This is a genomic window from Bradyrhizobium australafricanum (genome assembly GCF_020329495.1).
Taxonomy (GTDB): domain Bacteria; phylum Pseudomonadota; class Alphaproteobacteria; order Rhizobiales; family Xanthobacteraceae; genus Bradyrhizobium; species Bradyrhizobium australafricanum.
Window position 1 is genome coordinate 17,023 of sequence record NZ_JAGKJL010000039.1, and the last position, 24,296, is coordinate 41,318.

The window sequence follows — 24,296 nt, forward strand, 5'->3', positions numbered from 1 at the left end:
CCGTCCAGCCGATTGGGCCTTGCTGAATCAGGTTCCCGACTGCAACATCAGGGTGCAGACCCGGCTGGTGGCACCATGAAATCGATTGCTCACGCGGCTCCGGCCGTCGACATCCAGGCAGCACCGAAGCTCCACAAGCGCAATGTCGCGCTGGACCGCGCGCGCACCTTCCTGACCCTGGTCGTGCTGCTGCACCACGCGGTGATCCCCTACACCTATTTCGGGCACACCGACCCGACATCGTGGATCGGCTTCGACTGCGTGGTGCTCGCCACCGACAGCTTCTTCATGGCGATGTTCTTTTTCCTGTCGGGGCTGTTCGTCTGGCCGGGGCTCGGCAACAAGCCGTGGCTGATCTTCCTGCGCGACCGGCTGCTGCGGCTCGGCCTGCCGTTCGTGATCTGCGCTGTCACGGTCATTCCGATCGCCTATTACGCGATCGCGCTGCGCGCGACGCCGGGGCTGAGCTTCTCCGAATTCTGGTGGAGAACCATGACGATCGGGCCGTGGCCAAGCGGCCCGATCTGGTTCGTCTATGTCCTGATGGCCTTCGACCTCACGGCGAGCCTGCTGTACCGGGTGTCGCCGCGTCTGCTCGATCCGATCAACCGCCTGTCGATCAAGGGATTTCAACGTCCCTCGAAGTTCTGGCTGTTCCTCGTCATCGTCAGTGTCGCCGCCTACCTGCCGATGCTGGTCCATTACGGCCAGAACTACTGGTTCGAGTTCGGACCGTTTTCGGTGCAGGCGAGTCGCGTGCTGCTGTACGCGTCCTATTTCTTCATCGGAGCGGGAATCGGGGCGGCGAACCTCGAGGGTGGCGTGCTCAGCGCGCACGGACGGCTGACCGAGCGCCGCTGGTTCTGGACCGGCATCACGCTGATCCCCTACTGTTTGATGTGGGTGATGATCTACATCAAGCGCATGATCATCGGTAACCCCGATCCGCTGCCGGGCTGGTATCTCGGGATCTACGGTACCTTCTATGTGCTGTTCAGCGCCTCGATCCTGTTCGCGATCCTGGCCTACTTCCTGCAATCGAAATCGTCGGGCCCGACGCTGCTCGACCGGATGCAGGGCGACGCCTACGGCATGTTCCTGGTGCACTATCCGATCGTGCTGTGGCTGCAATACTGGCTGTTCGATATGGAGTTGCCGGCCTTCGCCAAGGCCGCGATCGCGTTCTTCGCCACCGTGGCGCTGAGCTGGGCGGTCACGGCCGTGTTGCGCAAGATTCCCGGCTCGAGATACGTGCTTTAGTTCGATGAAGCCGTAGGATGGGTAGAGCGCAGCGAAACCCATCACTTTCGTGCCGTGCATCGAGATGGTGGGTTTCGCTGCGCTCTACCCACCCTACGCCTACGCAGCGATCTCGCCCCTCGCCGTCACGCTTTCCAGCCGCGGGGCGGCCGCGGCGCGATGGTCGCGGGCGATCAGGATGTAGAAGGTCGGCAGCACGAACAGCGTGAACAGCGTGCCGATCAGCATGCCCATCACCACGACGATGCCGATGGCGAAGCGGCTCGCGGCGCCGGCGCCGTCGGCATAGAGCAGCGGGGCAAGGCCCGCGACCATCGCGGCTGTCGTCATCAGCACCGGCCGCATCCGCACCGCGGCCGCCTTCTGGATCGCGGCGACCCGGTCGAGCCCTTCGTGGTGCTGGATCTCGTTGGCAAAGCTCACCATCAGGATGCCGTGCTTGGAGATCAGCCCGATCAGGGTGACGAGGCCGATCTGCGTATAGATGTTCAGCGTGGTGAAGCCGAAATACAGCGGCAGCAGCGCGCCGCAGACCGCGAGCGGCACCGTGACCATGATCACCAGCGGATCGCGAAAACTTTCGAACTGCGCCGCCAGCACCAGGAAGATCACGATCAGCGCCATGCCGAAGGTGACGATCAGGCGGTTGCCCTCCTGCACATATTGCCGGCTGTCCGACAGCCAGTCGACCGTCATGCCCGGCGACAGCTTCTGCGCCTGCATGAACGACACCGCCTGCCCCATGGTGACGCCAGGCTTGAGCACTGCCGAGATCGTCGCCGCGTTCATCTGATTGAACTGCGGCAGCCGGTTCGGCTCCGGCTTGACGTTGACCTTGATCACCGTCGACAGCGGAAACATCTGTCCCGAGCTCGAACGGACGTTGAAGTTTCCGAGCCCTTCGGGCGTGACCCGGTCGGCCTGGCGCACCTGCGGGATCACCTCGTAGGAGCGTTCAAAGAAATTGAAGCGGTTGACATAGTTTTCGCCGACCAGCACCGCGAGAGTGTCGGCGATGGTCTGCATGCTGACCCCGGCCTCTGCCGCCTTGGCGTGATCGATTGTGATTCGCGCGGTCGGGCTGTCGAAGGCGAGATCGCTGTCGACGAAGGCGAACAGCCCGCTCTTCCAGGCCGCCCCCTTCAGCGTTTCGACCTCCTGATAGATGGTGGCGAAATCGCCGGCCGAGCGCACCACCATCTGGAACGGCAGGCCGCCGGTCGCCGCCGGCAGCGCCGCCGGCTGAAACGGCGTCACGCTGGCGCCGAGCACGCCGTAGGACATGCCGTAGAGCTGGTTCTGGATGTCGTTGGCCGAGCGCTTGCGCTTGTCCCAATCGGTCAGGGTGATGCCGCCGAAGGCATGGTTCTGCCCGTCGGTACCGTTGATGAACCAACTCGCATGGTATTCGGGAAACGAGCGAAACAGCTGCTCGATCTGATCAGAGGAGCGCGTGGTGTAGTCGACGCTGGCATATTGCGGCGCGCGGAGCACGGTGAACACATAGCCCTGGTCCTCGGAGGGCGCGAGCTCGCGCTGGCTGCCGAGGAACAGCACCACGATCGCCGCCAGCACGCCGAATGCCACCAGCAGCACTGCTGCGCGCATCTTGAGCGTCGCGGCCAGCAGCCGGCCATAGCCGCGCGACAGCCTTGAGAACTGATGCTCGACGAAACGGGCAAACCGGCCGTGCGAGGTGGCTTCGCCGAGCAGCTGCGCGCTCATCATCGGCGACAAGGTCAGGGCGATGACGCCCGAGACCACCACCGAGCCCGCCAGCGTGAAGGCGAATTCGCGGAACAGGCTGCCGGTCAGGCCACCCATCAACCCGATCGGCGCATAGACCGCGGCGAGCGTGATCGTCATCGCGATCACGGGACCGATGATCTCGCGCGCGCCAATCAAGGCGGCGTCGCCGGGGCTCCGTCCTTCCTCGATGTGGCGATGGATGTTCTCCACCACCACGATGGCGTCGTCGACCACGAGCCCGATCGCCAGCACCATCGCGAGCAGGGTCAGCAGATTGATCGAAAAGCCGAGCGCCAGCATCATCGCGGCGGTGCCGACCAGCGACAGCGGCACGGTCACCACAGGGATCAGCACGGAACGGAACGATCCCAGGAACAGCAGGATCACCACCACCACGATCGCGATGGCCTCGGCCAGCGAATGCTGCACCTCCGATATCGAGGCCTTGACGAAGTGCACGATGTTGAAGACGTCGGCGACCTTCAATCCGGGCGGTGCCACGCGGTTGAGGTCCTCGATCACCTTGGCGGTGGCGGCGACGATCTCCAGCGGGTTGCCGTCGGGCGTCGGCTGCACCGCGATGTAGACCGTGGGCCTGCCGCTGTCGCGCGCATTGGAATCGTAGTTCTCGCCGCCGATCTCGAGGGTGGAGACGTCGCCGAGCCGCACCAGGCCCCCGCCACCTGTGCCGGTCTTGATCACCATCTTGCGGAAATCGTCGAGATTGCGCAGATCGGTCGCCGCGGTGATGTTGGTGACGGTCATCTCGCCGCGCAGCCGCCCCGGCGCCGCCTGCACGTTGTTGGACCGTAGCGCGGCGGAGATATCGGCCGCGGTCAGCCCGCGTGCCGCGAGCTTGAACGGATCGATCCACACCCGCATCGCCAGCGACGATCCGCCCGAGGTGTCGGCCGACGCCACGCCGGGCACCGAGGTGAGCAGCGGCTGCGCCACGCGGGTCGCGAAGTCGGTAATCTGCGCCGGCGTCAGCGTGTCGCTGGTGAAGGCGATGTACTGCACCGCCGACGCGCCGTCGGTGATCTTGGTGATGACAGGGTCGAACACGCCGGCCGGCATCCGGTACTTGACCTGCTGCACCTTGGCGAGCACCTCGGTCATGGCGCGGTCGGCATTGGCGTTGAGCACCAGCTTGGCCTTGATCTGGCTGAGGCCGAGCGTCGAGTTCGAGGTCATGTACTCGATGCCGTTGGCGGTCGCGATCGACTGCGCGATGACGGACGTGACGAAGCCCTGCATCACGTCCTGGGTCGCACCGGGGAACGAGACGTCGACCTGGATCGTCGCGCTCTCCATGTTGGGATATTGCCGCACCGGCAGCGAGACCATCGCTGCGGTGCCGATCAACAGGATCAGCAGGTTAACGACCGTCGCCAGAATCGGCCGGCGGATGAAGATGTCGGTGAAATGCATGATGCTTGCCTTTGGTCGCCTACCGCTCGCGGGTCAGCGTCCCTTCTCCGGCGTCTCCGCCATGATCGTCTGGACGGCTGCACCGGGCATGACGCGGAGCTGGCCCGCGGTGACGATGTGATCGCCGGGCGCAAGCCCCTGCTCCACCACGACACGCTCGCCGATCCGTTGCCCGGTCTTGACAGCGACGCCGACCGCCTTGTTGTCGCGCACGACCAGCACGCTCTCGCCGGATGCGCTGGTCTGGATCGCCGTGACCGGCACCACGATGGCGTCGGCCTGCGGCGGCAGCACGACGTTCACCATCACGAAGAGGCCCGGCCGCAGCAGCCGGTCGGGATTAGGAAACAGGGCTTGCACGAGGACATTGCGGGTGTCCTCGGCGACCTGCGGCTCGATGGCGTTGATCTTGGCCTCGAACACCCGATCGGGGAAAGCATCGGTACGGATCGTCACCGCGCCTCCCACCTTCAGATTTGACAGGCGCTGCTGCGGAACGGTGAAATTGGCATAGAGCTGGTCGAGCGCGGTCAGCGTCGCGAGCGCATCGCCGGCATTGACGTATTGGCCGAGATTGACCTTGCGCAGTCCGATCTGGCCCGCGAACGGCGCGCGGATCGTCATCTGCGCGATCTGCGCATCGAGCTGATCGAGCGAGGCGTCGGCCTGCTTCAGATCCTCCTGCCGCTGCTGCAGCGTCTCCTGGGTCACGAAGCCGGACGGAGCGAGGCCCTGCGAACGCTTCTCCTGCAATTGCGCGAAACGTCCCTTGGAGACCGCAACCGCACGCGCGGCGCGCAGCGGCGCGTCATAGAGCTGCACCAGCGGCGCGCCCTCGGCGACATCAGTGCCGGCATCGAAATTGATCGCGGTGACGCGGCCGGCAACCTCCGGCGCCAGAATCACCTGACGCACCGCCTGCAGCGAGCCGATCGCCTCGATCGACCGCGGCAGGGTTTCGGTCCGCACCACCATCGCCGCGACCGGCGTCGGCGGGGCTTCGGCGGTGGGCTTGGCCGAGGCGCTGGATCCGCCTGCGCGCCAGGCAAACAAGCCGGCCGCGGCACAGGCGAGCAACAGAACGGTGATGCCGAACGGCCTGGCACGAAGCCCGAGCCAGCGGCGCGACGAAAATGATGCGGACGGCATATTGCTTCCAAGAACGAACCCCGGCGTGTCGGCCGGAAGCTTGCCCCTGCAAGCCCGCAACTGATATAGAACCTCAAGTATGGTTGAGGTCAAGGCTGGCAGCTTGCAGGACTTCTAATCCAGGATTTGCAATGACGCTTGCGCAGGAGCTTTCAGTCGGCGAAGTGGCGCGGCGCAGCGGGCTTGCCGTCTCCACCCTTCACTTCTACGAGAGCAAGGGACTGATCGCGAGCCGGCGCACCGGCGGCAACCAGCGCCGCTACATGCGCGGCGTGCTGCGGCGGATCGCGGTGATCAGGATCGCGCAGCGCGCCGGGATCCCGCTGGAGGAGATCAGGCAGACCTTCGCCGCGATACCGCTCGATCGCGCGCCGACCGTGCGCGAATGGGAGCGCGCGATGCGGGCCTGGACCGAGACGCTCGAGCAGCGCATCAACGATCTCACCGATCTCCGCGACAAGCTGTTCAACTGCATCGGTTGCGGCTGCCTGTCGGTGACCGATTGCCCACTGCGCAACTGCGACGACAAGCTCGGCGCCCAAGGGCCGGGCCCGCGCATCCTGATCACCGCGGCCGAACGCCGGGCGCGGCGCAAGCGGCGGGGCTAACGGCATTTTCGCGGCCGACAAGTTGCGCACAACCTGCCTTTGGTCACATCCCGCCAGGTGATTCTCAGGTATGCTGGCCGGACTGCTTGACCCTAGGGAGTCTTGAGATGAACGACCCTCAAGTTGGATGGATCGCCGCCATCATCGTCGGCGGACTGGCGGGCTGGCTCGCCGAGATGTTCATGAAGTCCGGAACCGGCATCTTCATGAATATCATCCTCGGCATTGTCGGCGCCGCGCTGGCGAACTGGCTGTTGGGTCTGCTCGGCGTGTCGCTCGGCGGAGGCTGGCTCAGCTATCTCGTCGCCGGCTTCATCGGCGCCTGCATCATCATCTTTGCCTGGCGCGCGGTCCGCGGCGCGACATAAGGCATGATCCGAAGGGATCACGTTCGGAATAGAAATGGCGCGATGATGGGTTCATCGCGCCATTGAGATCTTTGCTATGCGCCGCAGCCCCCGATTCGCTCGAATCAGGCGGCAGCGCCGTGCATGTAGTTCGGCAGCCAGTGCTCGAAGGCGCGCGACAGGCTTTCGACCGCAACCGGCGACTCCCCAGCCACCGCAATCGCGTCGCCGCCGGTGGTGCCGATGCGCGCGCAGGGCACGCCGGCGCCCTTCATCTTGGCCAGCACGAGGCCTGCGTCGGCGGCCGGCACCGTGACGATGTAGCGGGCCTGATCCTCGCCGTACCAATAGGCATGCGGCACGATCGAGGACGGCGCGGCCAGGAGCTGCGCGCCGATGCCGCTTGCGATCGCCATTTCGGCGAGCGCGATCAAAAGACCGCCGTCGGAGACGTCGTGCACCGCGGTCGCGGTGCCGGCGTGGATCATGCCGCGCACCACGTCGCCATTGCGCTTCTCGGCAGCGAGATCGACCGGAGGCGGAGCGCCCTCCTCGCGGCCGCAGACGTCGCGCAGATAGACCGACTGGCCGAGCCAGCCCTGCGTGTCGCCAACCAGGAGGATCGCCTGGCCGGCCGCCTTGAACGCCAGGGTCGCGGACTTGGTGAAGTCGTCGAGCAGGCCGACGCCGCCGATCGAGGGCGTCGGCAGGATGCCGCGGCCGTTGGTCTCGTTGTAGAGCGAGACGTTGCCGGACACGACCGGGAAATCCAGCGTGCGGCAGGCCTCCGAAATGCCCTTCAGGCAGCCGACGAACTGGCCCATGATTTCAGGCCGCTCAGGATTGCCGAAATTGAGATTGTCGGTGATCGCGAGCGGCCGGCCGCCGACCGCAGTGATGTTGCGCCAGGCTTCGGCGACCGCCTGCTTGCCGCCCTCGAACGGATCGGCCTCGCAATAGCGCGGCGTGACGTCGACGGTGAGCGCAAGGCCCTTCGGTCCGTCCTCGACGCGAACCACCGCCGCATCGCCGCCGGGGCGCTGCATGGTATTGCCGAGGATGACGTGGTCGTACTGCTCCCACACCCAGCGCTTCGAGCACAGCTCGGGCGTGCCGATCAGCTTTTCCAGCGCGTCCGCGATGCCGAGCGGCGGCTTGACGTCCTGGCCACGGATCACCGGCAGCGCATTCAAGGCGACGTGCGGACGGTCATAGACCGGCGCCTCGTCGCCGAGCTCCTTGATCGGCAGGTCGGCCATCACGTCGCCGGCATGCTTGACGACGAAGCGCTTGGTCGGCGTCGTGTAGCCGACGATGGCGAAATCGAGCCCCCATTTGCGGAAGATCGCCTCGGCCTCTTTCTCCTTCTCGGGCTTGAGCACCATGAGCATGCGCTCCTGGCTCTCCGAGAGCATCATCTCGTAGGCGCTCATGCCGGTCTCGCGGGTCGGCACCGCGCTGAGGTCGAGCTCGACGCCGAGATCGCCCTTGGCGCCCATCTCGACCGCCGAGCAGGTCAGGCCCGCCGCGCCCATGTCCTGGATCGCGATCACGCAACCCTTTTCCATGATCTCGAGGCAGGCTTCCAGCAAGAGCTTCTCGGCGAAGGGATCGCCGACCTGCACGGTCGGGCGCTTCTCCTCGGAGGCGTCGTCGAATTCGGCCGAGGCCATCGAGGCGCCATGAATGCCGTCGCGGCCGGTTTTGGAGCCGAGATAGACGATCGGCATGTTCACGCCGGAGGCCGCCGCGTAGAAGATCTTGTCGGCATCGGCGAGGCCGACCGCCATCGCATTGACCAGGATGTTGCCGTCGTAGCGGGTGTGGAAACGCACCTGGCCGCCGACCGTCGGCACGCCGAAGGAATTGCCATAGCCGCCGACGCCCGCGACCACGCCGGACACCAGATGCCGGGTCTTGGGGTGCTCGGGCGCACCGAAGCTCAGCGCGTTCAGGCAGGCGATCGGGCGGGCGCCCATGGTGAAGACGTCGCGCAGGATGCCGCCGACGCCGGTGGTCGCGCCCTGGTAGGGCTCGATGTAGCTCGGATGGTTGTGGCTTTCCATCTTGAAGACCACGGCCTGCCCGTCGCCGATGTCGATCACGCCGGCATTCTCGCCGGGACCCTGGATCACCCAGGGGGCCTTGGTCGGCAGCCCGCGCAGATGGATGCGCGACGACTTGTACGAGCAGTGCTCGTTCCACATCGCCGAGAAGATGCCGAGCTCGGTGAAGGTCGGAACCCGCCCGATCAGCTTCAGGATCCGCTCGTACTCGTCCGGCTTCAGCCCGTGGGCGGCGACGAGTTCGGGGGTGATTTGGGGCTCGTTCTTGGCGTCGTTCTTGGGCGCGTTCATGGGACCCTTAATAGGTAGATAGAACGGGGGCGAAAAGGCCTTTTAGGGCCCATTTCCGGCCTGTCCAGAGCTTTGCGGCAGCTGGCCGCGGCCCGGGATTTGGTCCCGGGATTTGCACAATGGGGATGGATCGGATTTAAGGACCCGAACCCGATAATTGAAGGCCATATTTCGTGAACGAGCTCGCCAAAACCGCATTCAACCGCCGCCCCGACCTGCACGTCGAAACCGAGGGCGAATTCGCCGGCTGGCGAACCTGGACCCGGGACAATTTCGAGACCCATACCGGCCCGTTCTACCACCGCATGGACGAGAACGGCCGCATCACCTGCGCGTTCCGGGTCGGCAAGAAGCACCTCAACGGCTCCGGCAACGTCCACGGCGGCTGCTTCATGACCTTCGCGGATTACTGCCTGTTCGCGCTCGCCGGCTCGGTGCTGCAGGGCCCCGGCGTCACGGTGTCGTTCGCCTCGGAATTCCTCGACGCCGCCCGCGAGGGCGACCTGATCGAGTGCACCGGCGAGGTCACCCGCGCCGGCATGTCGCTGATCTTCGTGCGGGGCATGCTGACATCGGCGGAGCGGCCGCTGTTCACCTTCTCTGGCACCATCAAGCGGGTGAAGCGCAGGGCGCCGGCGCAGGCAACGGCGTAAAGCGTGTGACGTCTGTGGACGCTCGCCGTCATCCAGCCGTTACATCGCCACGGATTGAATCGACAGCACAGCTCTAGCGCGTTGTGTTCACGCGCGTTCTTCGCGTGAGGCAATGCGAACTGCGGTTGTGACGCATCGACGCACTGTCGTTGCGTCGTCGCGCGCGCGTCACATGCGCGTCAGGCAAGCCCCCGAAGATTGCTGAGCGGTTTCCGTTTGTGCGTTCGCGCAGCGAAGTTGGGGCATTCTCATGAAGTTGAAGACGTTCGTTTCCGTTACGACGGCGATGTCGCTTGTCGCATCGCTGGTGTGGACTGCAACTCCGGCGCGCGCCGGTCAAGACGGCGATAATGGTGATCGCGGCGTTGGCGATGCTCGCGGTCACGATCAGGATCAAGACCAGGATCATGACGGCGGTCATCACGGCCGCAAGCCGCGCGTGGTGATGATCTCGCTCGACGGTGCCAAGCCCGATTTCATCCAGAAATTCATCGAGGAAGGCGTGCTGCCGCGCGACGGCGGCCTCGCCCGGCTCAGCCGGCGCGGCGCAGTGGCGTTGCAGAACGTGACGGCGTCACCGTCGCTCACCGCGGTGTCGCATATCGCGATCGCGACCGGCTCCACGGCGGTCCACAACGACATCCCCTCGAACACGTTCGAGCCGATCGTCGGGCCGATCTCCGGCAGCATCAGCGGCTTTGCGGCACCGATCGGCGGCTACAGCGAGAATCCGCTTGGGCCATCGCCGCATCCGACGGCGGTGCCGTTGTGGGTGCAGCTGCGCCAGCAGGGCAAGAAGGTCGTCACGGCGACCTGGCCAGGCGGCGACGGCGCCGACATCTCCATCAACAAGACCGTGGTGCAGCCGGCCCAGCCGACCCGCATCACCGACTTCACGGTCCCGTTCGGCGCGTTCGGCGGCATCGGGGCCCAGGGCTTCTCGCTGTCGCGAGGCGACTTCACGGCCGACCCGAGCATCGTGACGGCACTGCAGGCTGCCGGCCATTTCTCGTTCAGCCCGGTGCTGGTGACCTCGGCACCGATCGAGACGTTCTCCTGCTCGGCCGCGGCAACCGCGACCTGCACCAACGCCTCGACGCTCGACGTCAAATATTCGATCCGCGTCGCCGCGATCGACACCACCAACGATCGCAAGGTGAACTACGACACGCTGGTGTTCTTCGATGCCAACCGCGGCATCACCGCAGGACCGTTCCACGCGCCGTCGACCGGGCCGGCCTATGTCAAGTTCGGCGGCGAGAACGCACCGTTCTTCTTTGAAGGCAGCGGGGCGAAGGTTGGTGCCGCGTACTTCGTCTCTGCGCTGTCTCCCGATCTCTCGGTGGTGCGCTTCGCCCGCTACGGCGCCAACTACATCCCGCGCAACACGCCTGTTCTCGCCGACGTCGACGACATCAACAACAACATCGGGTTCTGGCGTCCGCAGGCCGACTTCCGCATCCCGGAGCGCCTGAGCCCGGGCTTCACGGGCTTCCCCGACGTCGAGATCGAGACGATGTTCGAGGACATGGTGAAGACCTTCGTGCGCTACCAGGCCAATATCGGTGAGCGCGCGATCAAGACCCATCCGGACGCCGACCTCGTCATGGTCTATATCGAGCAGCCCGATGGCTCCGAGCACCAGTTCCTGCTGACCGATCCCCGTCAGGGCACCAACCCGACCGATCCGAATTCGATCGGCGCCAACCAGGATGCTGCCAAGGTCAAGCGCTACGCGTCCTACATCCGTTTCGCCTACCAGACGGCCGACAAGGCGGTGAAGCAGATCGCCGATGCGGCGGGCCGCGACAGCAACGTGATCGTGGTGTCGGACCACGGCTTCGCGCCGTTCCACACCTCGGTCAATCTCACCAACATCCTGCGCAACGCCGGTATCGACACCAGCAAGGTCGGGATCCGCACGTCCGGCCCCGCCGCCGACATCTACATCAACCTGCAGAACCGCGAGCTCGGCGGCACCGTCGATCTGGCGACCTACCGCACACTGGTGGCGCAGATCACCGACGCGGTGAAGAACGCGGTCGACCCCAACGCCCGCTTCAACTACTCACTCAAGGACCAGCGCATCTTCACCGTCGTCGAGACCCGGCCGCTGCAATGCGACGCCGGAACCGGACAATGCATCAGCAAGACCATCGGCCAGGACTATGGCGACGTGTTCGCGCTGATGGCGCCCGGCTACAATTTCGACGGCATCCAGAACCCCGGGGTCGCGCGCCAGGGCGACGCGCCGTTCAACGCGGCAACCACCATGCTGTCGATGCCGAACTTCTATGGCGCCCACGGTCACGACCCCGAGCTTCCGGTGATGAGCGCGACGTTCATCGCCGCGGGCCCGCAGATCCGCAAGGACACCGTGGTGCGGCACATGCGCAATATCGACGTGGCGCCGACCATCATGCGGATCCTCGGTTCGGCACCGCAGCAGGTCGACGGCGAGGTGCTGGGCCAGGTCCTGCGCTAGAGCATGGTCCGGCATTTCAGGCACAGCTCACGCGATGGACGCCGGAGCGGCGTCCATCGCTGATTCGTTCTCGCCAATCCTGCGCCACTGGCGTTCACCGAACGGAAGTGTCAAAATCAAATTTATTCGCCGTTATTTGAAATGACGCCGTGGTGAACCCCTGCCACCCTCCCGGCGCACCAGGCCCGAACCAGGGACGACATGTTCACCCGGCTGCACCAGCAGTGACAACCAATTGGGATCAAGTCATGAGCGCGGCAACACCGGAACATATTATGCAGATTGGTCTGGGCTTTTGGGCGTCCAAAACGCTCTTGAGCGCCGTCGAACTGGGCGTGTTCAGTACGTTGGCCGATGGCCCCGCCGACCTGCCGACGCTGCAAAGGACGCTTGCGTTGCATCAGCGATCGGCCCGCGACTTCCTCGATTCGCTGGTGGCGCTCAGATTGCTTGAGCGCGAGAACGGCATCTACAGCAACACCCCGGACACGGACCTGTATCTCGATCGCGCCAAGCCATCCTACATCGGAGGCATTCTGGAGATGGCGAATGCCCGGCTCTATGGCTTTTGGGGATCGCTCACGGAGGCCCTGCGCAGCGGCGAATTGCAGAACGAGGGCAAGGGCGGAGGAGAAGACTTATTTGCGGCATTGTATGCCGATCCGGATCGGTTGCGGGGATTTCTGACCGCGATGAGCGCAATAAGCGCGGGTGCGGCGCATGCTATTGCCGGCAAGTTCCCTTGGAGCGAGTACAAGACTTTCATGGATCTCGGTTCGGCTCAGGGCATGGTGCCTGCCACGCTCGCACACGACCATCCGCACCTCACCGGCATCGGCTTCGACCTTCCCGCGGTCAAGCCGGTGTTCGAGGAATTTATCGCTCAGCGCGGGCTGGAGGATCGGGTGCGGTTTCGGGGAGGAAACTTCTTCGAGGACCCGCTGCCGGAGGTTGACGTCATCATCATGGGTCACATCCTTCATGATTGGGACCTTGCCAAGAAACGGGCGCTTCTCGGCAAGGCATTCGATGCGCTTCCGAAAGGTGGCGCAATCATTGTTTATGACGCCATCATCGATGACGATCGCCGCGAAAACGCTTTCGGGCTTTTGATGAGCTTGAATATGCTGATCGAAACCGCCGGTGGGTTTGACTACACAGGCGAAGACTGTCAGGCTTGGATGCGCGACGTCGGATTTTCCCGAACGCGGGTCGAACCGCTCGTTGGCCCGGATTCGATGGTGATCGGATTTAAGTAGCGTATCCGCGTGGTCTACCGATCAGTCCGCTTTCCGGACGTCGCTGCCGACGCCGTGAGCGCCTCGAAATTGTGCTGCCAATATTGCTCGATCTGCTCGACCAGCGTGGCCGGCAGGGGAACGTAGTTGAGCAATTGAGCCTGCGGCTTGCCGCTCTGCAATGACCAGCGCAGGAAGTCGATCGCGGTTGTCGACCCGTCGGGCGATTTCGGCTGCTTGTGCATCAGGACGAAGGTCGTGGCCGTGATCGGGTATGCGTCCTCGCCGGGAGCGTTGGTGAGGACCTGGTAAAAATCCTGCGTCGTCGTCCAGTCCGCACTCGACGCCGCAGCCTGGAACGATGCGGCGTCCGGAGTGACGAAATTGCCGGCACTGTTCTGCACCAGACCGAAGGAAATCCGGTCAAGCCGTTGCAGCGCGTAGGCATATTCGAGATAGCCGATCGACCCGGGAATCAAACTGACGAGCGAGGCGACGCCATCATTACCCTTGCCGCCGAGCCCTACCGGCCACTCGACCAACGAGCCCTCTCCGACGCTTGCCTTCCACTGCGCGCTGACCTTCGCAAGATAGTTCGACCAATTGAACGTCGTCCCCGACCCATCGAGGCGATGCACGACGGTGATCGCCGTGCGCGGCAGCTTCAGATCGGGATTGACCGCCTGAATGGCCGGATCGTTCCACGATTTGACCTTGCCGAGATAGATGTCGGCGAGCAGCTGCCCGGTGAACTGGATCTGGCCGGGCTTGACGCCCGCGATGTTGACCACCGGCACGACGCCTCCGATCACGATCGGGAATTGCACCATGCCGAGCTTGTCCAGTTCCTTCGGATCGAGCGGCATATCGCTCGTCCCGAAATCGACGGCGGCCTTCTTGATCAGGCCGACGCCGATGCTCGAGCCCACAGATTGATAGCTGACGGTGTTGCCGGTCTTGGCCTTGTAGGCATCGATCCATTTCGCCATCACCGGCGACACGAAGGTTGAGCCGGCGCCCCTGGTCTCCGCAGCGAAGCATTGCGTTGCGACGACGAGCGCAGTGAAAATGGTCGGTAATCTGAAATGCTTCGTCATGGTGCTGAGCCTAGCAGGACGAGCCAGACGCCCGTGTGGGCCAAGTCACAAAACGGTAACATCCGCCGGAGGCGTCGGGACGCCTCCAGCCTCAGTCCCTCAGACGCGCCCGCACCAATTCCTCCAAGCGGGATATCGGCGTAGATTCAATACCCTAGCCTTGCACCGCGCCGCCACGCTAGATTGCTGCTTCGCGCGCCAATGCGCGAAGGGAGCCAAATCAAGGTGCCGAAGAGCACAGCGAAAACGGGCGGCGTGACGGCTCCCGCGAAAGTGCCCACCTCGCCCACGCCAGCGCCGGGCGCGCGCGGCTGGCGCGACTATGCGCTGCTGCTGGCGCTGGCCTGCTGCTGGAGCTCAACCTACCCGCTGACCAAGATCGGGCTCGGCTCGATCCCGCCGGTCACCTTCATTTCCGCGCGCTCGCTGGTGGCCGCCGCCTTCCTGCTCATCGTGCTTCGCATTCGCGGCATCCGCATCCCGACCGACATCAAGGCCTGGAAACTGTTCGCCTTCCAGCAGACCATCAACTCCACGATCCCTTTTTTGGTGATCACCTGGGCGCAGCTTTACGTGCCGGCATCCAACACCGTGGTGCTGGCCTCGACGACGCCGATCTTCGCCTTCCTCATCACCTGGGCGATCACGCGACACGAGCCGGCCTCTCTGCTCAAGCTGGTCGGCGCGATCCTCGGCCTCGCCGGCACGGTCGCGATCATCGGCCTCGACGCACTCTCAGGCTTCGGCAAGGAGATCTTCGCCGAGATCGCGATCCTGCTCGCCACCGTCTCGTTCGCCTGCGCCACGATCTTCGGGCTTCGGCTGTCGGACTATGATCCGATGGTCGTGGCGGCCGGCTCGCTCTTGTTCGGCGGCACCGTGCTGCTGCCGGTCGCCCTGATCGTCGACCATCCCTGGACCCTGCACCCGACGCCGCAGGCGCTGGTCGCCACCGTCGTGATGGGCATCTTCTCCAGCGCGTTCGGCCTGATGCTGTTCTACATGTGCCTGACCCGACTCGGCACGCTCACGACCAATGCGCAGGGCTATTTGCGCATTCCGATCGGCGTTGCGCTGTCGGTGATCCTGCTCGGGGAATCCGTGCCGTCGAATCTCGCGCTCGGCCTCTTGCTTGTCATGGCCGGCGTCGCCGCGATGACGGTGCCCGCCGAAGCGGTCAAGCGCTGGCTCAGGCGGCTGTGAGCACCATAGCAGTCTCAGCAAGCCACGTCATTCCGGGGCGATGCGCTAGCATCGAACCCGGAATCTCGAGATTCCGGGTTCGCGTCTAACGACGCGCCCCGGAATGACCAACAAGAATTACTTCTTGTCGTCCGCCAGCAGTGTGCGGTACTTCGCAACGTCGCGGGTCACGAGTTGCTGCAGCACCTCGGCGCGCGAGTTCATTGGCGTCGGGTACGACCGTCGACAGGTCGACGAACCGCTTCTTCACCGCTTCGCTCGCACTCGGGCGCAGCCATGCGGGCGACGATGCTGGATCCCGGCTTATTGCACGCTGACCAGCGTGAGGTCGACGAACCACGATTGGGGCGACACAAAACCCTTCACCTTCGGACTCATCGCGCGAGGGTTCAGATCGTGGACAATATAGAGCCAGGGCGGATCGTCGACGAGGCGCTCATGCGCCTTGCGGTAAGCCGCCGAGATCACTTTCGGATCGGTCGCTTCCGAAATCGTCTTGAGTGCGGCTTCGAACTCGTCGTCCTTCCATTGCTCGAAATTGAAACCGTTCGGTGAAAAATTGGCGGCCAGGAAATAGCGCGCCATCACGCCGGCGTCCGACGAAGGCGAGCTGATATTGAGCGCCATGGCGCCGCGCAAAGTTGGGCTGTCGGGCGTGGCCCGGGCCGCCGTCAGGAGCACCTGCCACTCGATGACGTCGAATTCCACATCGACCCCGCAGGCTTCCTTCAGGTTCTGCTGGAGGAATTCGTTCATCGGCAGGGGCAGCATCTGCCCCGAGCCTGAATTCGAGATCAGCACCTTGAACGCCAATGGCTTCGCCGACGTGTAACCCGCCTCGGCAAGCAGCGCCTTGCCCTTGGTCGGATCGAACTTGTAGTGATTGACCGGCGCGCCGAAATCGGGATCGCTGGCCTTGAGCCAGCCGACCGACGGCTCTGCGGTCCCGTTGAGCAGGGACACCAGCCCGTCCCGATCGATGCAGTAGTTCAGGGCCTGGCGAACCCTGACGTCCTTGAACGGGCTGTTGGCGGCGCCGATGTTGTAGAACCACGGCCAGACATGCGGATAGGAGCCGGTGGTAATGGTGAAGCCGGCGGATTTCAGCGAGTCGACGCCATCGGCCGGCGGCACTTCGATCCAGTCGACCTGGCCGGCACGCAAGGCGGCCAGCCGCGAATTGGCCTCGGGGATCGGCAGCAACACGACATTGTCGACCTTCGCTGTCTTGCTCGTGTCCCAATACTTGTCCCAACGCGCCAGATCTGCCTCTTGCCGCGGCACAATCCTGGTGATGCGGAACGGCCCGGTGCCGGCAGCCGGCAACGTCGCGACCTTGGCCCAGTCGCGGCCGGCCTTTTCGAATGAGGCGGGCGAGGTGAACAGAAGATAGACCGCCATATAGGGAAAATAGGATGCCGGCTTCGTCGTCGAGATCGCCACCGTTACGTCATCGATCTTTCGGTAACTGCCCATCACCGGGACCCGCGCCCGCGACATCGCCGAACTCGGCGGCTCAAATTGCGGGCTCTCGCTGTTGAAGTAGCGATCGAGATTCCAGATCACGGCATCGGCATTGAAATCGGTACCATCGTGGAATTTGACGCCCTGGCGCAGATGGAAAATCCAGGTCTTGTTGTCGACGGGGTCCTGTTCCCATTTCTCCGCGAGTCCGGGACGCAAAGTCGCCAAGCGGTCGGTTCCGCTCAGATTCCACAGCACCAAACCTTCAAAGATCGGATAACCGAGAAAGCGCATGCCTTCGAAGCCGTTATTCGGCAGCCCGGTGGCCGTCGGGATATCGGACGCCGTCATGGCGATGCGCAACGTGGTCACGGCCATCGCCCAATGCGACCACAGCAGCGCGCATAGGAACGCAATCGTGCAGTGAGCCTTGCGAATGAGCATGATGCGCTCCCGTCCTGATCGATCGGGAGATCACCAGCAAATTTCAGGCCAGTCTGGCGAGCGGCTTGACGCAAGGCTCGCCGCCTCGGCGACCGCGTCGAGGGCAGAGCCAACGCAGCGACGATGACCCTCTACTTCTTATCGTCCGCCAGCAGCGTGCGGTATTTCGCGACGTCGCGGGTCACGAGTTGCTGCAAGACCTCGGGCGCGAGCTCATCGGCGTCGGGGGCGACGGTCGACAGGTCGGCGAAGCGCTTCCTCACCGCCTCGCTCGCAACCGCGGTGCGCGCGGCGGCGTTGAGCTTGGCGATGATCTCGGGCGGTGTGCCCTTCGGCGCGAACAGGCCGTTCCAGCCCTGCGCCTCGAACTCGGGCAGTCCGGCCTCGGCCGAGGTCGGCAGTTCCGGCAGCGAGGCCAGCCGCACGGTCGAGCCAACGACGACCGCTTTCACCAGCTTGTCGTCGATCGCCTGCGACACCGAGGCCGCGGCATCGCAGACGCCGTCGATCTGGCTGCCGATCGCGTCCGTCAGCGCAAGCGCCGCGCCGCGATAGCCGACCAGCTGCACGTCGATGCCGGCGGCATGAACAAAGCTCTTGCAGATCAGGTAATTCGAGGAGCCGACGCCGGCATGGCCGAGATTGACCTTGCCCGGATTGTTCCTGGCGTAGTCGATGAATTCCTTGAGGTCCTTGGCCGGAAAATCCTTGCGCAGCGCGACGATGCCGAAGGTCTTGGCGACCACGGCGATCGGCGCGAAGGAGTCAGGCGTAAACGGCAGCTTCGGATAGATCGTGTAGGTCGCGGCGTTGGTGCCGGCATTGCCGATCGCGATGGTGTAGCCGTCCGGCTCGGCGCGCGCGGCGCGGGCGAGTGCGGTCGAGCCGCCGGCGCCGCCGACATTCTCAATGATGATGCTCTGGCCGAGCGCAGCGCTCATCTGGTCGGCCACCGCGCGGGCGATCACGTCGGAGGTGCCGCCGGCCGTGAACGGCACGATCATCGTGATCGGACGCTTCGGGAAGTCCTGGGCGTAGGCCGACGTCGCAAGCAGAAGCGCCGCAGCCGCGGCAACGCACCACCGCCGCATTTTATTCTGACGCGTTTTCTTCACGCGAACCGGTCCCCACTTCGCTCGAAAACGCTATGGTGATTACGCCGCCTTTTCGAACTGCTGGACCAGGCCTGCGAACAGGCCGCGGCCGTCGGTGCAGCCCATGATCTCTTCGACGTGGTTTTCGGGATGCGGCATCATGCCGAGCACGTTGCCGCGCTCATTGACGATGCCGGCGATCGAATGCGCGGCGCCGTTCAGATTGGAGGCCTCGTCGACCACGCCCTCCGGCGAGCAGTAGCGGTACAGCACCCGCCCGTCGCCTTCGAGCCGCTTCAGCGTCTCTTCGTCCGCCTCGTAATTGCCCTCGCCGTGGGCCACCGGCACGCGGATCACCTGGCCGGCATTGTAGCCGCGGGTGAACGGGGTGTTGGAGCGCTCGACGCGCATATGCACGTCGCGGCAGATGAACTTCAGCCCCGCATTGCGCATCAGCACGCCCGGCAACAGCCCGGACTCGCAGAGGATCTGGAAGCCGTTGCAGACGCCGAGCACGAGCCCGCCCTTGGCGGCGAAGTCGCGCACCGCGTCCATCACGGGCGCGCGCGCCGCGATCGCGCCGCAGCGCAGGTAATCGCCGTAAGAGAAGCCGCCGGGCACCACCACGAGGTCGGTGCCCTTGGGCAGCGAAGTCTCGGCGTGCCAGACCATCGCGGTCTCATTGCCGGATGCGAGCTTGAGCGCGCGCGCCATGTCGCGCTCGCGGTTGATGCCGGGGAAGACGAGGACGGCTGATTTCATTTTCGATGCGGCCTAGAGCAGTTCGACCCGATAGTTCTCGATCACGGTATTCGCCAAGAGCTTGTCGGCGGCGGCCTTCAGCGCCGCCTCTGCCTTGGCCTTGTCGGTCGCGGCGAGCTCGATGTCGAACACCTTGCCCTGGCGAACGCTGGCGACGCCATCGACGCCGAGCGATTTCAGCGCCCCCTCGATCGCCTTGCCCTGCGGATCGAGGATGCCCGACTTCAATGTCACAGTCACACGTGCCTTCACGGTCGTCCCTTCAGCTTAGCTCTTCACCAGCACCGGGCCGCTGCCGGCCGGCCGCTCGTTTTCAATCAGAATGCCGAGCCGCTTCGCGACCTCGGTATAGGCCTCGAGCAGGCCGCCGAGATCCCGGCGGAAACGGTCCTTGTCGAGCTTCTCGTTCGACTTGATGTCCCACAGCCGGCAGGAGTCCGGCGAGATCTCGTCGGCGACGATGATCCGCATCATCTCGTTCTCGAACAGCCGTCCGCACTCCATCTTGAAGTCGACGAGGCGGATGCCGATGCCGAGGAAGAGGCCGGTCAGGAAGTCGTTGACGCGGATGGCCAGCGCCATGATGTCGTCGATCTCCTGGGGCGTCGCCCAGCCGAAGGCGGTGATGTGCTCTTCCGACACCATGGGGTCGTTGAGCTGGTCGTTCTTGTAATAGAACTCGATGATCGAGCGCGGCAGCTGGGTGCCCTCCTCGATCCCGAGCCGCTGCGACAGCGAGCCGGCGGCGACGTTCCGCACCACCACCTCGAGCGGCACGATCTCGACCTCGCGAATCAGCTGCTCGCGCATGTTGAGGCGGCGGATGAAGTGGGTCGGCACCCCGATGTCGTTGAGGTGCTGAAACAGGTACTCCGAAATCCGGTTGTTGAGGACGCCCTTGCCCTCGATCACCTGGTGTTTCTTGGCGTTGAACGCGGTCGCGTCGTCCTTGAAGTGCTGGATGAGGGTTCCCGGCTCGGGGCCTTCGTAAAGCACCTTGGCCTTGCCTTCATAAATACGACGTCGACGGCTCATAGGGATGTACCGTGTTTTGTTGAAATCCATGGATTTGGGTGCTCCGGATGACTTGGGGTTACGACCCACGACGGAGCTGCCGCGGAGGCCTGGAACCTGGGCAATCCAACTGGAAACAGAACAAGAACCATGCCTGTTGGCAACCTATCCGATTGACCCATCCAGCACAATCGATAGTGCCCCCTTGAGGGCACTTATACCGCCCTATCATAAAGGGCCGATTCCGCCAGTTTTGCCTGCGGCTTAACGGCTCGTTGTCTTGCCGATTCCTCCCACCTATTTAGGCAGGCATCGGGGCTGCCGCAACGCGCGGCGGCCTCATTCAGCAAGGGAATTGGAACTTCAGCCATGAGCGAATTCAACAAGCGCGAGGAAGGTTTCGAGAAGAAGTTCGCCCTCGACGAGGAGCAGAAGTTCAAGGCTGAAGCCCGCCGGAACAAGCTGCTCGGCCTGTGGGCCGCCGAGAAACTCGGCATCACGGGCGACGCCGCCAGCGCCTACGCCAAGGAAGTGGTCGCCGCCGACTTCGAGGAAGCCGGCGACAACGACGTGTTGCACAAGGTTCTGAAGGACCTCTCCGCCAAGGACCAGGCCGTCACCGAGCGCGATATCCGCGCCAAGATGGACGAGCTGCTGGCGGTGGCCGCGGCCCAGGTCAAGGCGGGAAGCTGAGTTCCCGGGACACGACCAAGTCGACTTTTACGCGCGCCGGACACCGTTCCGGCGCGACGTGTTTGTGCCCATCGTCTTGGTGAAGTCGGCACGGAGTGTGTCGAGCAGACGGCGTGAGGCGGCGCTAAGGAAGCCGCCATGCCGCGTCACGGCGACGACCTCGTGAGTTGCGGCGAGATCGCCGACGCGGATCGTCGCGATCCTCGAGCTATCCAATTCCTCCGCCGCATTGCTTTGTGACAGCAGCGCGATCCCGAGCCCGGCCTCGACCAGGCGCTTCTGCGCCGTCAGGCTGTCGACCGGCGTCCAGGCGACCTCGCCGAGCCCATGCGTCAGGAACAGGGCGAAGACGTGCGAGGCGGTGATTTCGCGGCGTCCCGGCACCTCCGGGAAGGCGATCCACCGCTCATCCCTGAGATCGGCAAGCTTGCCGACCCGGCGTCCCGCCAGCGGATGGTCCGGCGCGCAGACCACCCCGAGCGGCTCGGCAAACAGCACCTCACAATCGAGGTCGCGCGAGCGGTCGCGGTCGTAGCGCAACCCGATCGTCGCCTCGCCGCGCCGGATCAGGTCGCTGACCTCGGCGCTGGTGGCGGTGCGCAGCGTCAGCGCAACGTCCGGGTGCCGGCGGGCAAAGCGCTTCAATACGTTCGAGAGCCGCTCGCCGGCGAGCGTGCCGGTCACCGCCAGCGCCACCGGGCCGGAATTGTCGCGCAGCAGCGCGCGCACCGCGTTCTCGGCATCCTGCGCCGCCGCCACCGCGCGTTCAGCATAGGGCACCATCACCCGCCCGGCATCGCTCAGCCGCGTCTTGCCCGCGATCCGCTCGAACAGGGGCACCCCGAGTTCCTGCTCGAGCAGCGCAATGCGCCGCGAAATCGCCGGCTGCGAGCGGTGTAGCGCCTTGGCGGCATGCGAGATCCCGCCGCGCCGATGCACCACCAGGAACGTGTTGAGCGCGTCGCTGTCCATCGCTCTCCCCATGCAAAAAGCTGATGATATCGAGAGAAATAACAAATTTGTCTGATGGGCGAAACCACCCTATCGCTGCTTTCAGTCGCTTTTGACAACAGCAGGAGTTCACATGCGCACCCAGGCGGACAAGGCAGCACGGTTTCGCGAGCTGCATCAGCGGCCCGGCGCCTTCATCATTCCAAATCCGTGGGACGCCGGAACGGCGAAGCTGCTCGCATCCATGGGCTTCGAGGCGCTGGCGACCACCAGCCTCGGGCTCGCCAACACGCTCGGCCGTTCGACCGTCAGCCTCGACGAGATCATCGAGAATTGCCGGGTGATCGCCGAGGCCACCGACCTGCCCGTCAATGCCGATCTGGAAAAATGCGGCGCCGACATGCCGAAGCTCGCGGCCGAGGCGATCCGCTTCGCCGCCGAGGCCGGCGCGGTCGGCGGCTCGATCGAGGACTCGACCGGCGACCCGCAGCGCCCGATCTATGACTTCTCGCTGGCGGTCGAGCGGGTCCAGGCGGCGGTTGAAGCCGCACGGGCCCTGCCCTTCCCGTTCACGCTGACGGCGCGGGCGGAAAACTTCCTGCACGGCCGCAAGGACCTCGACGACACCATCAAGCGGCTGCAGGCGTTCGAGGCCGCCGGTGCCGACGTGCTGTATTCGCCGGGCCTCTACGATCTTGCCACCATCAAGACCGTGGTGTCGTCGGTCAACAAGCCCTTCAACCTGGTGATGGGCTATGCCGATCCGACCCTGACGGTCGAGCAGCTGTCGGCCGCCGGCGTCAAGCGCATCAGCGTCGGCGGCGCGATGCAGCGCCACGCGCTGGCTGCGTTCCTGCGCTGTGCCCGCGAGATGAACGACAACGGCGCATTCGGCTTCGTCCGCGACATGGCGCCGGTGAAGGAGGTCCGCGCGGCATTCGCCGCAGCGAAAGGCGAATAGGGCGCAGCGAATGGCGAATCGGAAAGCATCCATTCGCTATTCGCGCTTCTCTCATCTCCTCGAAATCCGTCTCCCGCCAAGTCGCCGCTCACGTCGCGGCGCGCCTTGCGCGGCCGCGATTCTCAGTCTGCGCACGACATATATGGCCTCCTCCTCCAGGGTGAGTGAACAGCTTCACACAACCATCGGTGAATCGGACGTAGAACACGACGGGCGCAGGCGTACGATCAGTTCATTCCGTTCGATCCTGCGCACGTCGATCAATCTACACCGATGATCAGAGGCGGCGTCTCGTCGCCATGGGGGATTTCCAAAATGAAGAGCTGGTTGTTTTCCCTGCACAAGGGCGTTGGAAACAGTCCGCAATTTTTTACGAACGTCTTCAACGGCGAGGCCTGGAGCGGCGATGTCCCGATGCCGGGGAACACCTGGATCAGCAACACGCCGGCAGCCGTCGTCTTCAACACCAACCTGTATGTGTTCTATCCGATCAACCAGTCCCTCTATTACAGGGTCTATGACGGCGAGCTGTGGACGGCGGCAGCCCAGGTGCCCAACATGGCCGGCGTCGGCGGCGGCGTGGCGGCCGCCGTGTATGACGGCCTGATCTATCTGCTGTACTCGAATCCCGGCCAGTCCGACCTGATGTACAAGACCTACGACGGCACCAGCTTCGGACCCGAGATCAACACATCCGGAACCAACCATCTCATCTCCGTCGCCTACCAGAACGTCGACACCCCGGCCGCGGTCGTGCGCGGCGACACGCTCTACGTGTTCGGCCGCGGGCCCGGCTATAGCGAACCCGGCAACATGAACCGCTTCTGGTACGCAACCTTTGACCGCAGCACCTGGCGAAGCAATCCGGTTGCCGGCACGGAAGGCCTCAGCAACGGTCCGGGCGCAGCGTCCTACAAGGACTGGATCTACCTGTTCTTCAACGACCCCACGGGTCTCTTCTTCTTCAAGCGGTTCGACGGCATTGGCAGCTGGGGAGCCGACCGCCAGGTCCCCGACACGCCGGGCAATTTCGGCAATGCCGCGCCGGTCGTGTTCAACGACACATTGTACGTCCTGCACCAGGGGCCCAACGGCCAGTTCCTGTACAAGACGACCGACGGCGAGGACAACTGGACCAGCGACACGGCCGTGCCGAACACGGCCGGCCTCAGCTGCGGCCCCGCCGCCGTGACGTTTTCGCTCTAACGCGGGGTGAAGCATGCCTGCGCCGCCCCGGATTGCCCGAGGCGGCGCCTTCCAGAATCTGGTATGCTGGCGCCAGCACCGCAAGCCCGGCCGAGGCGTTATCAGACCTGACAATTCATCGCAGGTCGCG

At 64.5% G+C, this 24,296-nt stretch carries 20 protein-coding genes and 1 pseudogene; 10 read left to right on the forward strand and 11 right to left on the reverse strand.

Annotated elements, in window-relative coordinates; all coding sequences use genetic code 11:
• Positions 1–75 precede the first annotated feature (75 nt).
• The gene (locus J6525_RS29405; protein WP_225647243.1) at positions 76–1,260 is read left to right on the forward strand and encodes an acyltransferase family protein; all 1,185 of its coding nucleotides are present in this window, start codon (positions 76–78) and stop codon (positions 1,258–1,260) included.
• Positions 1,261–1,359: 99 nt separating this feature from the next.
• Here J6525_RS29405 and J6525_RS29410 read toward each other — a convergent pair whose 3' ends face one another.
• Positions 1,360–4,440 (reverse strand): efflux RND transporter permease subunit, encoded by a 3,081-nt coding sequence (locus tag J6525_RS29410; RefSeq protein WP_225647244.1) that lies wholly within the window; start codon positions 4,438–4,440, stop codon positions 1,360–1,362.
• Positions 4,441–4,473: 33 nt separating this feature from the next.
• A complete protein-coding gene (locus J6525_RS29415) occupies positions 4,474–5,589 on the reverse strand; it encodes an efflux RND transporter periplasmic adaptor subunit (protein ID WP_225647245.1) in 1,116 nt (371 codons plus the stop codon).
• 131 nt (positions 5,590–5,720) lie between these two features.
• Between J6525_RS29415 and soxR the strand changes: the two genes are divergently transcribed.
• Positions 5,721–6,197: a redox-sensitive transcriptional activator SoxR gene (soxR, locus tag J6525_RS29420; RefSeq protein ID WP_057018397.1), complete on the forward strand. Its 477-nt coding sequence runs from the start codon at positions 5,721–5,723 to the stop codon at positions 6,195–6,197.
• Between the two features lie 107 nt (positions 6,198–6,304).
• Positions 6,305–6,565, forward strand: a complete 261-nt coding sequence (locus J6525_RS29425; RefSeq protein ID WP_016843463.1) for a GlsB/YeaQ/YmgE family stress response membrane protein — start codon at positions 6,305–6,307, stop codon at positions 6,563–6,565.
• Between the two features lie 104 nt (positions 6,566–6,669).
• On the opposite strand, the gene purL is transcribed toward J6525_RS29425, so the two are convergent.
• Positions 6,670–8,901, reverse strand: coding sequence for a phosphoribosylformylglycinamidine synthase subunit PurL (gene purL / locus J6525_RS29430; RefSeq protein ID WP_225647246.1), 2,232 nt, complete (start codon positions 8,899–8,901; stop codon positions 6,670–6,672).
• A gap of 173 nt (positions 8,902–9,074) precedes the next feature.
• Between purL and J6525_RS29435 the strand changes: the two genes are divergently transcribed.
• The 3 genes from J6525_RS29435 to J6525_RS29445 all read left to right on the forward strand — a co-directional run bounded on the left by J6525_RS29435 (position 9,075) and on the right by J6525_RS29445 (position 13,298).
• The gene (locus tag J6525_RS29435; protein ID WP_057018395.1) at positions 9,075–9,554 is read left to right on the forward strand and encodes a PaaI family thioesterase; all 480 of its coding nucleotides are present in this window, start codon (positions 9,075–9,077) and stop codon (positions 9,552–9,554) included.
• A 250-nt stretch (positions 9,555–9,804) separates the two neighbouring features.
• Positions 9,805–12,039 (forward strand): alkaline phosphatase family protein, encoded by a 2,235-nt coding sequence (locus J6525_RS29440; RefSeq protein WP_225647247.1) that lies wholly within the window; start codon positions 9,805–9,807, stop codon positions 12,037–12,039.
• Positions 12,040–12,287: 248 nt separating this feature from the next.
• Positions 12,288–13,298, forward strand: a complete 1,011-nt coding sequence (locus tag J6525_RS29445; RefSeq protein WP_057018393.1) for a methyltransferase — start codon at positions 12,288–12,290, stop codon at positions 13,296–13,298.
• Positions 13,299–13,312: 14 nt separating this feature from the next.
• Here J6525_RS29445 and pstS read toward each other — a convergent pair whose 3' ends face one another.
• Positions 13,313–14,374 (reverse strand): phosphate ABC transporter substrate-binding protein PstS, encoded by a 1,062-nt coding sequence (gene pstS / locus J6525_RS29450; protein ID WP_225647248.1) that lies wholly within the window; start codon positions 14,372–14,374, stop codon positions 13,313–13,315.
• A 225-nt stretch (positions 14,375–14,599) separates the two neighbouring features.
• On the opposite strand from pstS, the gene J6525_RS29455 reads away from it, so the two are divergent.
• A complete protein-coding gene (locus tag J6525_RS29455; RefSeq protein WP_225647249.1) occupies positions 14,600–15,577 on the forward strand; it encodes a DMT family transporter in 978 nt (325 codons plus the stop codon).
• 117 nt (positions 15,578–15,694) lie between these two features.
• On the opposite strand, the pseudogene J6525_RS29460 reads toward J6525_RS29455, so the two are convergent.
• From J6525_RS29460 to purC, 6 genes and pseudogenes are all read right to left on the reverse strand, one after another.
• Positions 15,695–15,836: pseudogene (locus J6525_RS29460) on the reverse strand (tripartite tricarboxylate transporter substrate binding protein BugD); the annotation flags it as partial.
• A 44-nt stretch (positions 15,837–15,880) separates the two neighbouring features.
• On the reverse strand, positions 15,881–17,485 hold the full coding sequence (locus tag J6525_RS29465; RefSeq protein ID WP_225647250.1) for an ABC transporter substrate-binding protein: 1,605 nt from the start codon (positions 17,483–17,485) through the stop codon (positions 15,881–15,883).
• A 131-nt stretch (positions 17,486–17,616) separates the two neighbouring features.
• Positions 17,617–18,576, reverse strand: coding sequence for a tripartite tricarboxylate transporter substrate-binding protein (locus J6525_RS29470; RefSeq protein ID WP_225647294.1), 960 nt, complete (start codon positions 18,574–18,576; stop codon positions 17,617–17,619).
• A 63-nt stretch (positions 18,577–18,639) separates the two neighbouring features.
• The gene (gene purQ / locus J6525_RS29475) at positions 18,640–19,341 is read right to left on the reverse strand and encodes a phosphoribosylformylglycinamidine synthase subunit PurQ (protein ID WP_225647251.1); all 702 of its coding nucleotides are present in this window, start codon (positions 19,339–19,341) and stop codon (positions 18,640–18,642) included.
• A gap of 12 nt (positions 19,342–19,353) precedes the next feature.
• Positions 19,354–19,593 carry a phosphoribosylformylglycinamidine synthase subunit PurS gene (gene purS / locus J6525_RS29480; protein WP_026192985.1) on the reverse strand — a complete coding sequence of 80 codons (240 nt, stop codon included), beginning with the start codon at positions 19,591–19,593 and terminating at the stop codon, positions 19,354–19,356.
• 15 nt (positions 19,594–19,608) lie between these two features.
• Entirely contained in the window at positions 19,609–20,376 is a 768-nt protein-coding gene (gene purC / locus J6525_RS29485; RefSeq protein WP_016843454.1) for a phosphoribosylaminoimidazolesuccinocarboxamide synthase, read from the reverse strand.
• Between the two features lie 348 nt (positions 20,377–20,724).
• Here purC and J6525_RS29490 point away from each other — a divergent pair, with 348 nt between their 5' ends.
• Positions 20,725–21,048 carry a DUF1476 domain-containing protein gene (locus J6525_RS29490; RefSeq protein ID WP_057018385.1) on the forward strand — a complete coding sequence of 108 codons (324 nt, stop codon included), beginning with the start codon at positions 20,725–20,727 and terminating at the stop codon, positions 21,046–21,048.
• A 27-nt stretch (positions 21,049–21,075) separates the two neighbouring features.
• Here J6525_RS29490 and J6525_RS29495 read toward each other — a convergent pair whose 3' ends face one another.
• Positions 21,076–22,020, reverse strand: a complete 945-nt coding sequence (locus J6525_RS29495) for a LysR family transcriptional regulator (protein WP_225647252.1) — start codon at positions 22,018–22,020, stop codon at positions 21,076–21,078.
• Positions 22,021–22,132: 112 nt separating this feature from the next.
• Between J6525_RS29495 and J6525_RS29500 the strand changes: the two genes are divergently transcribed.
• Complete coding sequence (locus J6525_RS29500) at positions 22,133–22,960, forward strand: isocitrate lyase/PEP mutase family protein (RefSeq protein WP_225647253.1); 828 nt, start codon at positions 22,133–22,135, stop codon at positions 22,958–22,960.
• 315 nt (positions 22,961–23,275) lie between these two features.
• On the forward strand, positions 23,276–24,166 hold the full coding sequence (locus tag J6525_RS29505; protein WP_225647254.1) for a hypothetical protein: 891 nt from the start codon (positions 23,276–23,278) through the stop codon (positions 24,164–24,166).
• Positions 24,167–24,296 lie beyond the last annotated feature (130 nt).